Annotated in this window: 13 protein-coding genes and 1 riboswitch; of the genes, 4 read left to right on the top strand and 9 right to left on the bottom strand. The window is 60.8% G+C overall.

The genetic code is table 11. The features are described 5' to 3' along the window. Nucleotides 1–58: 58 nt before the first annotated feature. From AABQ55_RS08610 to AABQ55_RS08585, 6 genes are all read right to left on the bottom strand, one after another. A complete protein-coding gene (locus AABQ55_RS08610; RefSeq protein ID WP_272804715.1) occupies nt 59–979 on the bottom strand; it encodes an HpcH/HpaI aldolase/citrate lyase family protein in 921 nt (306 codons plus the stop codon). Beyond that, nucleotides 976–2,154, bottom strand: coding sequence for a CaiB/BaiF CoA transferase family protein (locus AABQ55_RS08605; RefSeq protein WP_272804714.1), 1,179 nt, complete (start codon nt 2,152–2,154; stop codon nt 976–978). Before AABQ55_RS08605 ends, AABQ55_RS08610 begins: the two co-directional genes overlap by 4 nt. Before the next feature lie 673 nt (nt 2,155–2,827). Then, nucleotides 2,828–4,093 carry an MFS transporter gene (locus AABQ55_RS08600; RefSeq protein ID WP_272804713.1) on the bottom strand — a complete coding sequence of 422 codons (1,266 nt, stop codon included), beginning with the start codon at nt 4,091–4,093 and terminating at the stop codon, nt 2,828–2,830. A 4-nt stretch (nt 4,094–4,097) separates the two neighbouring features. Then, nucleotides 4,098–5,633 (bottom strand): aspartate ammonia-lyase, encoded by a 1,536-nt coding sequence (locus AABQ55_RS08595; protein ID WP_272804712.1) that lies wholly within the window; start codon nt 5,631–5,633, stop codon nt 4,098–4,100. Continuing rightward, the gene (locus AABQ55_RS08590) at nt 5,617–7,017 is read right to left on the bottom strand and encodes a M20/M25/M40 family metallo-hydrolase (RefSeq protein ID WP_272804711.1); all 1,401 of its coding nucleotides are present in this window, start codon (nt 7,015–7,017) and stop codon (nt 5,617–5,619) included. Before AABQ55_RS08590 ends, AABQ55_RS08595 begins: the two co-directional genes overlap by 17 nt. A gap of 43 nt (nt 7,018–7,060) precedes the next feature. After that, entirely contained in the window at nt 7,061–8,275 is a 1,215-nt protein-coding gene (locus tag AABQ55_RS08585) for a trans-sulfuration enzyme family protein (RefSeq protein ID WP_272804710.1), read from the bottom strand. A 113-nt stretch (nt 8,276–8,388) separates the two neighbouring features. Between AABQ55_RS08585 and AABQ55_RS08580 the strand changes: the two genes are divergently transcribed. Continuing rightward, nucleotides 8,389–9,264 (top strand): LysR substrate-binding domain-containing protein, encoded by an 876-nt coding sequence (locus tag AABQ55_RS08580; protein WP_244767713.1) that lies wholly within the window; start codon nt 8,389–8,391, stop codon nt 9,262–9,264. Nucleotides 9,265–9,294: 30 nt separating this feature from the next. On the opposite strand, the gene AABQ55_RS08575 is transcribed toward AABQ55_RS08580, so the two are convergent. From AABQ55_RS08575 to AABQ55_RS08565, 3 genes are read right to left on the bottom strand one after another with little or no spacing between them, the layout of a single operon-like run. Continuing rightward, complete coding sequence (locus AABQ55_RS08575) at nt 9,295–10,071, bottom strand: amino acid ABC transporter ATP-binding protein (RefSeq protein WP_244767714.1); 777 nt, start codon at nt 10,069–10,071, stop codon at nt 9,295–9,297. A 4-nt stretch (nt 10,072–10,075) separates the two neighbouring features. Further along, nucleotides 10,076–10,987, bottom strand: a complete 912-nt coding sequence (locus AABQ55_RS08570; protein ID WP_272804709.1) for an amino acid ABC transporter permease — start codon at nt 10,985–10,987, stop codon at nt 10,076–10,078. A gap of 4 nt (nt 10,988–10,991) precedes the next feature. Then, entirely contained in the window at nt 10,992–11,888 is an 897-nt protein-coding gene (locus AABQ55_RS08565) for an ABC transporter substrate-binding protein (protein ID WP_272804708.1), read from the bottom strand. A gap of 184 nt (nt 11,889–12,072) precedes the next feature. Next, nucleotides 12,073–12,294: riboswitch (cobalamin riboswitch) on the top strand. Between the two features lie 30 nt (nt 12,295–12,324). Here AABQ55_RS08565 and AABQ55_RS08560 point away from each other — a divergent pair. From AABQ55_RS08560 to AABQ55_RS08550, 3 genes are read left to right on the top strand one after another with little or no spacing between them, the layout of a single operon-like run. Beyond that, the gene (locus AABQ55_RS08560; RefSeq protein ID WP_272807416.1) at nt 12,325–12,762 is read left to right on the top strand and encodes a DUF1636 domain-containing protein; all 438 of its coding nucleotides are present in this window, start codon (nt 12,325–12,327) and stop codon (nt 12,760–12,762) included. Nucleotides 12,763–12,802: 40 nt separating this feature from the next. After that, nucleotides 12,803–13,480 carry a class I SAM-dependent methyltransferase gene (locus tag AABQ55_RS08555; RefSeq protein WP_272804707.1) on the top strand — a complete coding sequence of 226 codons (678 nt, stop codon included), beginning with the start codon at nt 12,803–12,805 and terminating at the stop codon, nt 13,478–13,480. 5 nt (nt 13,481–13,485) lie between these two features. After that, entirely contained in the window at nt 13,486–15,018 is a 1,533-nt protein-coding gene (locus AABQ55_RS08550) for an ABC transporter substrate-binding protein (protein ID WP_272804706.1), read from the top strand. The last annotated feature ends 3 nt before the right edge of the window (nt 15,019–15,021 follow it).

Here is a 15,021-nt window from a genome sequence, read left to right as displayed (position 1 = left end):
ACTCTCTAACTCGCCGGAAATCTCCAGCCAGCGTGCTGCCCGCAAGGCAGCCGCGGCATCATGCGGTCTTTGCAAGGGCCGCGATCGCGGCATGGTCCGCAAGCAGTCGCTCGGCGCGAAAGGCGACGGGATAGTCGACCATCTTGCCCTCGAAGCTCACGGACGCGGTTCCCGCCTCTATGCCGTCGCGAAAGGCCTGGACGAGCCTTTCGGCCCGCTCCACATCCGCCGGCGAGGGCGAAAACTCCTCGTTGAGGATCGGCACGATGGCCGGGTGGATGCAGGAGGCGCCCTGGAACCCGAAGCGCCGCGACTGGCGGACGACGTCCCTGGTGGCATCGAGATTGGTGAAGTCGGCGCCGGAGCTGATCAGCCCGATCGGGCTGACGCCGGCGGCCCTCGCCGCGATGACAGCCTGCTGCTTGGGATAAAGCAGCGTGTCCACCGAAGGCTCGACGCCGATGGCGAGGCTGAAATCCTCCCCGCCGAGGCCGAAGAACGCGACGCGGGGATCGGCGGCGGCGATCTCGTGCATGTGAAAGAAGGCGTCGGCCGTCTCGACCCGCACGCCGAGCGCGATGGAGCCGGGTGCAAATCCCCGCTCGAGCTCCAGCGAAAGCATGATCTCCGAGATTGCCCGGACGTGGTCGGCAGACCGGCATTTCGGCAGAATTACCCCAGCGAGGGCCGGAACGACGACCGCTTCGAGGTCATGCACGGTAAGCCGCGGCGAACTGTTGATCCGCACCAGGAGATTGCGCACCCCGTTGGCCGCAAGCCTTTCGAGCCCCGCCGGCGCTTTGCGCCGGGCCGCCGCCTTTTCAGAATCGGCGATGCTGTCTTCTAGGTCGAGAACGATGCCGTCGGCGCCCCGGGTATGCGCCTTGTCGATATACCGGTCGTTAATGGCGGGCACGAACAGCAGCGAGCGAAGCACGGACCCCAGCCGCGAGGGTGCGGGAGCGTTGAGCGTGGTCATGAAATGATCCCCTCCTCGCGCAATGCGCTGCGCGCCGTTTCGTCAAAACCCAGTTCTTCCAGGATTTCCGAATTGTGTTCGCCAAGCTTGGGTGCGGGACGATAGAAATCGCCCGGCGTCTTGGAGAAGCGCGGGAAGATGTTGTGCATGGGAAGCGAGCCGAGCTCCTCGTCCGGCACCTCCACCAGGATTTCGCGCTCGATGAAGTGCGGATCCTCGACGATCTGGCTGATGTTGTAGACCGGCCCGACGGTGATTTCATGCTTGCGGAAAAAGGCGAGGTTCTCGTCGAGGGTCCGCTCCCGGATCCATCCGCCGACGATCGCATCGACCTCATGGCGGTGCTTGAAGCGCTCCGTGTTGGTGCTGTATCGGGGGTCGCTCAGCATGTCCTCGCGCCCGATCGCCCGGAACAGACGCGCGACCATGGTGGGCATGGAGGCGGACATGGCCACCCACCGATCGTCGCTGGTCTTGTAGACGTTGCGCGGGGAAGACGTGCTGGATGCGCTCCCGACCCGCTTCTTCACGGTCCCGGTCAATCTGTAGCGCGAAGCCTCCGGGCCGAGGATGGCATACATCGGCTCGAGCAGGGACAGGTCGATCACCTGGCCGGAACCACCTTTCACGTCCCGATGATAGAGAGCCATCATCATGGCCATGGCGCCGGTCAGGCCCGTCACGTTGTCGGCAAGCGCCAAGGGCGGAAGCACGGGTTCGCGATCCTCGAAGCCGGACCGTTCGGCATAGCCGGACATCGCCTCGACGAGAGTTCCAAACCCGCCATAGGAGCGATACGGGCCGGTCTGGCCGAAGCCCGATATGCGCAGCACAACAAGGCGCGGATTGCGCTCCAGCAGCAGGTCGGGGTGCAGCCCCATCTTCTCCAGAGTGCCTGGCCGGAAGTTCTCGACCAGGCCGTCCGCCGTCTCAACAAGCTTGAACAATATCTCCCTGCCGCATTCGCTGCGCAGATCGAGCGTGAGACTCCGCTTGTTGCGGCTGTATTCCTTCCAGTGAAGCGCTACACCCGCTCCATGCCACTTCCGGAAAGGATCTCCATCCCTCGTATTCTCTATCTTTATTACATCCGCACCAAAATCCGCCATTTTTAAAGTTATGAAGTTTCCGGCAACAAGTCTTGATAGGTCAACTATCCTGACTCCCTCAAGCATACCCGAGCTCTTACCGGAGAATTCTCTTCTACAGAACTCCACATGCCCCTCCCGAAACAATTATCCTTTATTTATAGCTATAGGACAGCTATTTTCGTCGTTTCATTCTAGGTTGGCACCGGAAGGCTTCAAATGAAATATAATGGGTTCGGGTATAATCTGGTGTTATGAGGCCCCCCTGTCCGCCGACACAAGGAGGCCCGGCATCCCTTGCGCCTTGAAACAGCGCGCCGGACATCTACACGAACACAGACGGGATGATCGCTACTCTATCTGGGCTGTCTCAAGGAGCGGCACTGCAGGTAGTCGTCGATCCGAAATAGGCAGGACGTGTCGTAAGCCACGAGACGAGCAAAGCTCTTGAAGGGGCACGAGCCTGAGCCCCGCCAGAACGCGGGCCGTTATCGAGGGATGTCAATAACATCCTGTAATTTGACTAGATCAAAGTCGCCGGAAGTATGCACGGCTACGTGACGACGTTCATCGACAGATCATGGACGGAGATGTTCATCGGCTTTCGGGCAGGCGACCGAAGTTGCTCACCGTGTCGTACAACAACGGACGATGCAATAACCAAAATGCGTTCTGTCTGATCGGGACTGCCTTGTTGGGGACCGACGCCCCAACGAGCTCTTGCAGCAGTTCGAAAAGTCAGGGCGATCATCGCGTTGGGCTAGAGATGATCCCCGTGACCACCATGTTCGCCCGACGCGCCCCTCGCTGGAGAATGCCGCTTGGAAAAGGAAGGTGCGGTTGGCGCAAGTGCTGCCGCTGCAGGGATGAACAGGCACGCCAGACCGACGCAGATGAGCAACACGTCTCGGCCAAGGACGGTCGCGAGCGGTGCGATCAGCGCCAAGCCTAACGGCGCGAGGCCATAAGAAAAAAGGAAGTCGATCGACGACACCCGCGACAGTCGGTTCGGCGGTATTTCGTTCTGGACGGACGTGAACCATGGCACGTTGAAGATCTCGATACCGACACCCGCCACGAAATAGGCGAGGATCGGGATGATCCTGATGTCAGCGAACAGCAAGCTGAAGGGGACGAGCCCGTATAGTGCGAGTCCAGCCAAGGCCACCCATCCTCGACGGCGAGGGTGCCATCGTGCCATAAGCAGGGCGCCGGCGAGGGCGCCGACCATGTAGGCGGTGGCCGTGCTCGTCATAAGTGCCGCGCTGCCGAACGCTTCCTGACTTATGCCCGGCAGCAACACCGAGGTGACAGAGTACCCTGCCGCAACGGTTACCGTGAGCGACAAAAGACCGGCCATGAACCAGGGATGACCACGCGCCTCCCGCGCGCCCTCACAAAAATCCCGGACCAACCGCCCGAAGGTGAGCCCCTCGCCGCGGGGCAATCCTGTAGACCTGCCTGTCACATTCGGGGGCATCAGCGCACTTGCCAGCCAAAGAAGCGCGATAACACCAAAGGCAGCGACCGTTCCGCTCCAGAGCGCGACGAAGCTGATGGTCGCTGGACCAAGAATGCTTGTCACACGCACCGCGATGCTCATGACGGCGTTGGCAGCCTGAAGTCGGTCTGATTTGGCGATCTCCGGGATGATCGCCTGGTAGGCGGGTCGGCACGCCCCTTGCCCGACCCCGATCACAGACGCTCCTGCCAAAAGCAACAGAAGACCGCTGACCCCATGCGCATAGAGGCCTGCGATCATGATCGGGATGCTGCCGGCGGCGACCACCCCCGATACAAATATAATCTGTCTTGGACCTCTTTCATCGGAGAGGACACCTGCGATAGGGACAGCGACAAGAAAGCCAATCGTGCGCGCCGCCAGAGCAAGGCCAAGGTCAGCGGCGGACAATCGGCCATCGAGCACGGCCAGTCCGAGAACGAACGGCAGGGCCCACGTGGCAAGACCGGAGGCGGTGCTGCCCAGCCAGACGCGCACGAAGGGCGGCGAGAAGAGTGCCTTCATGCCGTCATGGCCCGACACCAGCCGAGGGCCGCTGCATGGTTGAACCGGAAACCAGGCGTCTGAAGCTCGCGACAAGATTCGCGCACCGGTTCGGATCGGCAAACACCGAAATATCCGCAAACAGGTCGTCGGCCTCTCTCTCGTTCATAAGCCCGCAAGCGATTGCAGCGTGACGGACAGACAACCCTTGCAACGCCGCATGCTTCGCGACCGCTGAAGCAGCCGGATACCCGTAGATCGCTGCAAGCGCTGTCGATAGCGCTAAAGACCTGGATGCATCGTCCTGGGTGCGATCAACGTTCACCTGGACGCCGGAGAGGCATCTATCGACGAATAGCGGTATGCCTTGCCTCAGAAGGCGAATGGATTCGCTGGTTGCCTCAAGGATAATCGATTCCCAGACATTGAGGTCGAGTTCACCCTCCGCGGCACGCGTTACCGTCGCGTCATTTCCGATCACCCGAAATGCGACCTGCATGATCATCTCCGGCATTACCGGATTGACCTTGCCTGGCATGATCGAAGAGCCGGGCTGGACGGCCGGCAACGAAATCTCGCCGAACCCGGCCCGCGGTCCCGAGGCCATCAACCGTAGATCGGCGGAAAGCTTCGAAAGCGTGATGGCGATCGCCTTCAGGACCGCGGAAACACGGATCCAATGATCTGCATTCTGCAGTGCATCGAACAGGTTCTCCTCTTGATGGTAATGCGTGTCAGTCAGCGCCTGCAGTTCCTCATACACCAAGCGTCGGTAGTCAGCAGAAGCGCCAAATCCCGTACCGACCGCGGTTGCACCGAGAGGAAGACCGCAGCATGCCATCTCGCTGACTTCAAGCTCCCGCGCCTGGCGCTCGAAGGCTGCGCGATAGCCCGAGAACTGCTGTGCGAACGTGATCGGCAGGGCATCTTGCAGGCAAGTGCGTGCCAGCTTCACGGCGCCGGCCAGCTCGCGCTCCTTGTCGGCCAACACCCCGATAAGCCCGGTGAGAACATCCTTCAGCTTCGACAGCTCGTTTCCAACGGAAATCTTCATCGCTGCCGGGATGACGTCATTGGTCGACTGGCTCATGTTGACATGCGTGTTCGGATGGACCGGATCAAATCCTTTGCGTCCGGTCAGGATTTCGCTTGCACGGTTTGCCAGCACCTCGTTGACATTCATATTGGCAGCCGTCCCTCCCCCGCCATGATAGATGTCGACCGGGTAGTCCTCCCGACGAATGCCGCGAAGCTGTTCGAGCGCAGCGGCCTCGATCGCATCTGCGAGGCGACCATCAAGATCGCCTGCCTTATGGTTCGCCCTTGCCGCGGCCAGCTTTATGGTGAGGATTGCAGGAACGAATCCTTCGATATCGGCAATCGTCCGACCGGAAATGGAAAAGTTCTCTGTCGCGCGCACGGTCTGGATACCATAGGCCACGCTGTCCTGGATCAGGCGTGTGCCGATGGCGTCTTCTTCCAGCCGCAGTGCTGGCTGGACCGCAGCATCACGGGTTGCGATCGCTTCCTCCGGCATCGGCTGGCTATCCTGCTGCGGCATGGTTTTGGATCTCTCCAAAAATCCTGACCCAGCTTCGTGCGCCCTTCAGCAGCCGTTCAGTGTCGTATCGCTCATCAGGGGCGTGGATGGCATCAGATGGCAGGATAAAGCCTATGACCACGCATTCCGCGCCAAGAACGTCGCTGAACTGTTGCACGAGCGGGATCGCGCCACCGGTTCCGCGCAAGATCGCCGGCATGCCCCACTCCTCCCGCAGACCGCGCGCCGCAGCAGCAAGAAAAGGACTGTGCTGCGAGAGAACGACGGCGGAACTGCCGCCGGAGCCTTCGAACTCCACGCTGCAGCCCGGCGGAAGCCTGAACCGAACATGGCGCTGAAACTGCTGCCTGATCTTCTCCGGAGATTGCCCGGCGACGAGGCGGAAGGAAAGCCGAGCTGTCGCGGAGCCGGGCAAGACCGAACGTTCGCCTGGTCCCTGGTTTCCGCCGGTGATGCCGTTGATGTCCACCGTCGGCCGCCCCCACATGGCTTCGAGCGCGGAGTATCCGGCCTCTGTTATGCCACCGGTCAGGTCTACGCCGCCATAGAGATCCGGCTCCTTTGCCAGTTCTCGCCACTGTTCCCGGACGACATTCGGAATCTCCTCTACGCCGTCGTAAAAACCATCGATCGTCACCCGACCCTCTTCGTCATGAAGTCCGGCAAGGATCGTGCTCAGGATTCGGATGGGATTTGCGGCAACCGCCCCATAGTGACCGGAATGTAGATCAGGATTTGGCGCCGAAACCTTGACACGTTCATGCACCAGGCCCTTGAGCTGCGTGGTGATTGCCGGCTGGGCGGGGGACCACATCTCCGCATCGCAAATGAACGCGACGTCACAGTCGAGCCGATCGCGATGCTTTTCGATGAACTCCGGCAAGCTTGGAGACCCACATTCTTCCTCACCCTCGAGAAGGACGATGATATCGGCCGGAAACGCGCCATGCACCTGTTTCCACGCGCGCAGAGCCTCTATAAACGTCCAGAGCTGGCTTTTGCTATCGGAGGCCCCTCGCCCGTAGAAGCGCTGAAGGCCTTCTTCCTCCCTGACACGCGGCTCGAAAGGAGCATGCGTCCACTGGCCGGGATCGCCAACGGGTTGGACATCGTAATGGCCATAGAAGAGCAGTTTGGGCCGCGCCCCGTTTGGTGCCCCCGATGATCGCGCGAGCACGAGAGGATGGCCACTTGTCGGAACAATTTCCGCAGGCAGGCCGATCGATGACAACTCGTCCTTCAACCAGGATGCGGCGCGCTCTATGCCATCTCGGCCTTCCGGTTCACTGGAGATCGAGGGTATTGCGATCAGTTCGAGCAGCTTTCGAACCGCCGTATCGAAATTGCCGTCTATATCGCGCAGCACTTCATCCATTCTTGACATGGGATCTTTCCTTTCCAAACCTCGAAATGCAGGTCGGCTCAAGTCAACCGTGGCGAAGGGTGTGCCGCTCCGCGCGGGTTTCCGCGTTCGTCACCGCCTGATCGAGGCTCGCGAGCAATCCCTCGATATCGGCCCACAGCTCGTATTCGTCTTCCAGTCCAATGCTCAGGCGCAAGATCACGTCCGGGCCGGACCAGCTTGTGGCGCTGCGAAAACCATCGATCGACATAGGTGCGGCGAGACTACGTGTCCCGCCCCAGGAGGCACCGATTGCAAACACCTTCAGCGTGTCGAGCGCCGCGGGGATATGCGCGATCGCCTCATTCTTGAACAGGATGCTGAAAACGCCGCTCGATCCGAGGAAGTCGCGCTTCCAAAGGGCATGGTCCGGCGAGGTTTCGAGCGCGGGGTGCAGGACATGCTCCACGAGCGGGTGCAGCTCGATCTTGCGCGCGAATTGGAGTGCCACCCGCTCCGAATGGCGTAGCCGAACGCCGAAGGTTTCAAAGCCGCGAAGGACAAGTGACGCATCATCGGGCGAGACACCAATGCCCATTCGCCCGATCAGGGACCGGATCGGTTTGAGAAGCTCCGTATCCTTGATCGTGATCGATCCCATCAAGACATCAGAATGGCCGGAGACGAACTTGGTCAGCGCTTCCGTCACGATGTCGGCGCCATGCTCCAGGGGCTTGAAATTGAGCGGTGTCGCCCAGGTATTGTCGACGCCGACAAGCGCACCATGTTCATGGGCGATCCGGGCGATCGCCGGCAAATCGAGAATTTCCATCGTGGAGGAACCCGGACTTTCGCACCAGACGATCTTGGTCGTCGCGCGCATCTTCGCACGAACGTCATCAGGGGATTTCGGATCGAAGAAGCCCACTTCGACACCCAGTCGGCGCAGATCTGTAGTGGCAAAGTCGCGCATGGGCGGATAGGCCGTATCGGCAATCAGGATATGGTCGCCGGCGGCGAGAAATGGCAGCACGGCAAATGCGTTTGCGGCCTGGCCGGAAGGCGCAAGAAACGTCCAGGTGCCTCCTTCCAGGCTCGTCAGCTTCGCCTCGAGGGTGCGCGTCGTCGGCGTGCCATAGAGGCCGTAGGAATACCCCTCATGCCCGCGCTCGCCGCGAGAGGCGTAGGCGGCGGCATCCTCGAACACGATCGTCGAGGCGCGGTGCACCCCCACACCAAGCGGCGCAAAACCGTCCATCGATACGCTCGGCGTAAGAACGCATTGGGTGAGATCGTTCATGGATGAACCTTTCTGAGGTCGCTCGGAACGCGCTCGGAAATCAATTCCGGAACGGCACGCTTTGCGCTACTGCTATTCGCTGAAGTTATTGCTGGTCTGTAGAGGTGGCTACGATGAACCTGAGGCAGGTCGAAGTATTTCGTATGGTGATGACGAACGGCACGACCGCGCGGGCCGCGGACGTGCTGCACGTCTCGCAGCCCGCGGTCAGCAAGATGATCCAGGAACTGGAGCGGTCGCTCGGGTTCGATCTCTTCCAGCGGATCAAGGGACGGTTGCAGCCGACGCAGGAAGGCCAGTTGTTCTTCCGCGAAGTGGAGCAGGCTTTTCTTGGTCTGACCCATCTTCGTGGTGCGGCGGCACGCATTCGGGATTACGGCTCCGGTGAGCTCAGAATTGCCTGCCTCTCGGCCTTGTCGACGAATGTGTTGCCCCGCGCCCTGCACGCCTTCATGCAAAGCAATCCCAATGTCGGCATCACCTTCCAGGCACGGATGTCCTCGAACGTCCGGGACCTTGTCGCATCCGGGCAATTCGATCTCGGGATCGTGGCCGACGAGATCGATCGCACGGGCGTGGAGGTCGAGGAGTTCGCGCAGTTCCGGGTAGCGCTTGCCATGCCACAGGGACATCCGCTCGAAGCTCTGGATGTCATACATCCCAGCGACCTCGACGGACAAAAGTTCATAGCGCTTGCTCCGGAGGATACGACCCGGCGCGAGGCGGAAGCCGTATTTGAGCGCGCTGGCGTCACGGTCCGCCCGGTGATTGAGACGCCCTACTCGACGACGATCTGCGCGATGGTTGCCGCAGGCATTGGTATTGGCCTCGTCAATCCTCTCACCGCAGAACCCTACGTGGACCACGGGCTGGTCCTGCGACCGTTCGAACCGGCACTGCATTTCCGCACCCTGCTGATTACGCCACCCAATCGCCTTCCTTCCAGAAACCTCGAGGAGTTCATAAAACAACTGCGCGGCGCAATCTGAGCCCATTTCGCGTCTCTCTGACATGGCCGCTCACAGAACCTTGGATAGGAATGCGGCAGTCCGCGGGTTCTGCGGACTGGCAAGCATGGTTCGTGGATGGCCTTCCTCGACCACCTGTCCCTGGTCCATGAATACGAGGTGATTGCCGACCTCGCGGGCAAAGCCGATCTCGTGGGTTACGACGACCATTGTGATGCCGCTCATCGCCAGATCCTTGATCACGTCGAGGACCTCACCGACGAGTTCCGGATCAAGTGCAGAGGTCGGTTCGTCGAACAGCATAACCTCCGGCTCCATGGCGAGCGCCCGCGCGATCGCCACGCGCTGCTGCTGACCACCGGAAAGCTGTCCCGGATAGCGGCCGCCGAAACCATCCAGCCCCACCCTGTCCAGGAGCTCGTTGGCCTTTTTGCGCGCCTGCTCTTTCGGCCAACCTTTGACATGGGCCGGCCCTTCCATGACATTTTCGAGTGCCGTCATGTGCGGGAACAGATGAAAACGTTGAAAGACCATCCCTGTCATGCGTCGCTGGGCAGCGATTTGGCCGGACGAAAGAGGATGAAACCGTCCGTCCCTCTCGACGTAACCCTGCAACTCCCCCTTCAGGAGGACACGACCGGCCGAGATGCTTTCAAGCTGGTTGATGCACCGGAGCAGCGTCGACTTGCCAGAGCCCGAAGGGCCGATCGCAACGCAGACCTCGCCCCGGCGCACGCGAAGATCGACGCCTTTGAGCGCATGGACAGGGCCGTAGAACTTATGGATGTTCTGCATTTCGACGCAGAATTCGGAAATATTTGCGTTCATGGCTCTACTCCGCCCGTGTCGGATGAACGGAAACGCCCTTGCCAAAGTGACGCTCGAGAAAATGCTGGCCGACCATCAGCAGGCTGGTGATCGCGAGATACCAGGTACCCGCGACCAGCAGGAGCGGGATCGGCAGGTACAGCCTGTTGGAAATCGCGTTGGTCGCGAAGGTCAGGTCCAGCGTGAACGGTACCGCGAGCACGAGCGACGTCATCTTCAGCATGCCGATCGTTTCATTGCCTGTCGGCGGGATGATCACGCGCATCGCCTGCGGCATCAGGATCCGCATCCAGATTTTTCCGGGTTTCATCCCGAGTGCCTGGGCGGCCTCGGCCTGCCCTCTGTCGAGGGAGTTGAAGCCTGCGCGGAAGATTTCCGTGAGATAGGCGGACTCGTTGAAACCAAGGCCGAGGATCGCGGCCATGGCAGGCGTGAGGATGTACTTCGTCTCGACACTGACGATCTCTGGCCCGAACGGAATTGCAAGGCTGAGATTGGGGAAGAGAACGGCAAAGAGGCCCCAGAATAGCAGCTGGGTGTAGATCGGTGTGCCCCGGAAGAACCACACCCAACCATAGGCGATGCCGCGAAGAACAGGGTTCTCGCTGTCTCGCATGACAACGAGCAGGCCAGCGACAACGATCGCTACGGTCATGGCAACAACCGTCAGCAGAAGTGTCCATCCCACGCCCCGAATGACCTGCGGCGAAAAAAGGTACGTCAGGTACACATCCCAATGGAAGTTGGGATTGACCGAAACCGCCTGGCCGATCTGCAGGGCGAGAATGGCAAGGACCGCGACCGCGAGCCAGCGGCCGGGATGACGGCGCGGAACCACGATGTTTCGCGTGATCGCTGGCTTCTCTACGGCGACCGGCTTGAAGCCGGTCGCAATGTTTTCAACATCGGAAGCCATGAGCTCAGATCTTGACTTCAGGGTTCACGAGCGCCTTGTCGACGATAACGGAGCCGACGCCCCAGGTGTCGAGCAGGGCCTTGTAGGTGCCGTCTGCAATCAGGGAATTGATGGTGTCTGCGATGAGTTGCGTCAGTTCCATGTCTGCCTTTGCAACGGCGATCCCGTTCGGACCGTGCTTGCTCAGCGCGCCGCCGGCCGGCTTGAGAGTTTCAAAGGCTCCGCTCGACTGTTTGGCAGCATAACCGATGCCGGCCTCACCAGAGACCGTGGCGTCCGCGCCGCCCGCAGCGACGCGGGTCAGCGCTTCAGGCTGCTTGGAGAATGGCAAAATCTCGATTTCGGCTTTGCCAGCCTGCTTGCAAAGATCATTTTCGGCGATGACTGCCTTTTCGTGGTAGCTGCCGGACTGGATGGCAATCTTGCGGCCGCAAATATCGGCTGGGTCGAACTTAGTCGGGTTGCCGGCCTTGACGGCCCACATGCTGCCCGTGTCGGCATAACTGACGAAATTGACCGCTTTCATACGCTCGTTCGTGATCGAAAAGGCAGAAACGCCGATGTCGAACTTGGTTCCGAGAGCGGGCAGAATGGCCTCGAAGGCCGAGGTCTGAAAGTCGATCTTGACGCCGAGCTTCTTGCCGATCGCGTTGGCAATGTCGACGTCGATGCCTTCCGGCGTCTGTCCATCCTTCTCGCTCAGGAATTCCCAGGGTGCATAGGCGGTGTCCGACCCTATGGTCAGGACGCCGGCCGCCTTGATTTTTTCGGGCAAACGGGAGGCCAAGACCTCCTCGACCTTGATCGCCGAGGCGTCGAAACTCTGAGCAAAGCTTTGACCGCTCAAGGCAGTCAAAGCGAAGGCGGTGACAATTGAAACATGAGTCAGGATCTTGATCATTTTTGTTCCCCATCTTGTTTGCGGCGGACCGGGTGACGCTTGGGAGGACCGACGTCTCCCTCGTCCGACACGCGCACTATGGGATGAGCGCAGTCGGCCGTCCAATAATAAGATCGGCCCACTCTATTCCAACAGGTTATTGGGTGACGCGCCGAAATCAGGCCGTTGACTTGCGCTGACTGTTGGCTACGGTGTCGTCGATGGTTCCTGACATGCCAAGCGACGTCAGGTGAAAAGGGAACACGGTGAGGACTACCCATCAGGGGCCGAGACCGTGACTGCCCCCGCAACTGTGAGCGGCGAGCAACCTCCAAAGACCACTGGTGAACCTCGTTCGGAGGCGCTGGGAAGGTGGAGGACGCGACGACCCGCAAGTCAGGAGACCTGCCATCACGAATGAAACCGAACCGGGCGGGGAGTCCGGTCAGGAGCAGTGATGGCGAAAGCATCTTCCCGGCCGGTGGCGACACCTGCCTATTCCGTGGTTCAATCCGCGCCGCATCAGATCCTTGTTTGCAAAGGCTGCAAACGGACGGAGCGTTACCGCCGGCCCGGCGGAACCATGATCGCGAACCTGCGCGCGTCCATTGCCGAAACGAGCCTCTCCGACCAGTTCGAGGTTACGGGAACCGCCTGCATGGGCGGCTGTGACCAGCCGTGCTCGGTCGCCGTTCGTGCTCCCGAAAAGGCGAGTTGGCTCTTCTTCAACCTCGATCCAATCGAGGACGTGGCCGACATCGTGCGCTTTGCGCAGCTCTATGCTCAGCTTGACGACGGCTGGTGCCGCTCCGTCGATCGACCCGGCAAGCTCGCAAGCAACATCCTGGCGCGCCTGCCGGCGATGATCTATCGCCCGGTGCGTTCCACGTCATGACCCACGCAGCAACCAGCACCTGCTATCGAAGGACCCCACGATGGAACGTGTTGCCCCGACGACTGCCACCGCTATGTCAGAGCATTGGAATGCTCGGGCATGGAAGTTTGACGCCGCGGCGTCCCATCGGCGCGACGCCTCGTCATGGCGGGCAGTGTTCGAAGCCGCACTCGGCAGCAGGCCTCAGGACGTCGTCGATCTAGGGTGCGGGACCGGAGCGTGCGCGCTCCTCGCGGCGAGCCTTGGCCATCGTGTCACGGCCGTCGATGGCTCTCTCGAAATGCTTTCTCATGGAAGAACCGCTGCTGCCGAGGCCGGCCTTGAGATCGACTTCATCCACTCGACCATGGACGAAGCGAAGCTTCCGGCGTCAAGTGCCGATGCCGTCGCGATACGCAATGTCCTGTGGACGCTCGAAAACCCGCCGGCCGCACTGACCCTGGCGCGCGAAATCCTCCGGCCAGGCGGCAAACTTCTGCTGTCGGATGGGCTTTGGTATCGCCAACGCGTCAACAACAGTCGCGAAATCTTCGGGACAAACCTGCCCTTCTATAACGGTCTGACCGAGACCGATGCGCGTGCGCTGATCGCTGGCGCCGGCTTCCGCTCCGTTGAAAGCTGGCGCCACCTGATGCCCGGCGACCCTTACGGCTCCGTTTATGACGATCCGGATACCCCGATCACCTTCTTCGTTCTCACCGCAATCGCTCCGGAGTGATTTTCATGTCTCGCAATCTTTGGTTTTCCGCTTTCGTAACGGCGATGCTCGTCTCCCCCTTTTCCGTCTTTGCGCAGGAGGAGCTTCGCGTCGTGGAGCCGTTCCAGCTGCAACGGCTCGATACCCAGACCGGGGGGTTCCAGCTTCGCGCCAACAGCGTCACGGAGACGCTGGTACAGACGAATCCGGAGGCGGCGGTGCTGCCGGCGCTGGCCGAGCGCTGGGAGACATCGGCCGATGGCCTGAAATGGACTTTCTTCCTGCGCCCCAACGTCACCTTCCACGACGGAACCGCGATGACGCCGGAGGCCGTCGCGGCATCCTTCAAGGCGCTCCTTCCGACCGGCAACCTTATCAAGAACGCCAAGGTCAAGGATGTCAGCGCCGGTGACGGGACCGTGACATTCACGCTTGAGCAACCGTTCGCGCCATTCCTTGCCTACCTCCTGGACCCCGCCGTTCCGGTTCTTGCGCCCTCGTCGTTCGCTTCAAGCGGAGAACTCACGGCTATCGTGGCGACAGGACCGTACAGAATCGAAAAAGCGGAACTCCCGCAGGGCCTCGATCTGGTTCGGCATGACAGCTATTGGGGTGACGTCGCGAAAATCGAGCGTGTCCGCGTGGATGGCATACCGAACCCTGAGACCCGCGTGAACATCGCGCTGGCAGGTGAAGGCGATCTGGTGCTGGAAATCCCGACGACGGCCGTCTCGCGTATCGACCGCTCCGGAGAGACGCACATCGTCCGTGCACCGGTGCCCCGGGTCGTCATGATGCTGGTCAATGTCAAAAAACCGCAGTTCGCCGATGTCGAGATTCGCCGCGCGCTCAGCTTTGCCGTCGACAGACAAGCAATCGCCCGGACGATCATGGGCAACCAGGACCTTGCCGCGAACCAGTATTTCCCGCCCGCGATGAAGGGATGGCATTTTGAGGATTTCAAGCCGCAGACGCTCAACGTCGCCGAGGCGAACCGTATCCTCGACGAGCTCGGCTGGAAACCGGGGGCAGACGGGATCCGTGAAAAGGATGGCACGCGCTTCGCCGGCATGATGCGGACATTCCCGCAGCGCGCATACCTGCCCGTGATTGCCGAGGCACTCCAGGCCCAGTTAAAGGCGATCGGCTTTGACCTCTCCATCCAGGTCGGGGAATCCAGCCTTATCCCGGAAGCACAGAACGATGGGACGCTCGAGTTGGGACTAGGCATCCGCACCATGATCTACCAGGTGCCGGATCCGGTGGCGCGCCTCACCAGCGACTTTGCGACCGACGAACCCAGCACAGATGCGACCGGAGCCACCGGATGGAAGAGCGAGGAGATGCGGGCAGCCGTTGCCGCATACAATCTCACGACCGATCCGGAGGCTCGCCTGCCGCTTCAGCGCGAGATGGCTGAAATCCTGCAGAACGAACTTCCCGTCATCCCGATCACGTTCACCGATGAGAAATACGCCGTCTCGGAGCGGCTGGAAGGCTTTGTTGCCGACCCGGTGATGCAGACGCGACCGCTCAATCATTTGTCGTTCAAGGACTGATCC

Origin of the sequence: Shinella sp. WSD5-1 (assembly GCF_963942435.1) — a bacterium.
GTDB classification, from domain to species: domain Bacteria; phylum Pseudomonadota; class Alphaproteobacteria; order Rhizobiales; family Rhizobiaceae; genus Shinella; species Shinella yambaruensis.
The sequence above is the reverse complement of the archived record's forward strand: the minus strand, read 5'-3'. Positions and strand labels throughout refer to the sequence as shown.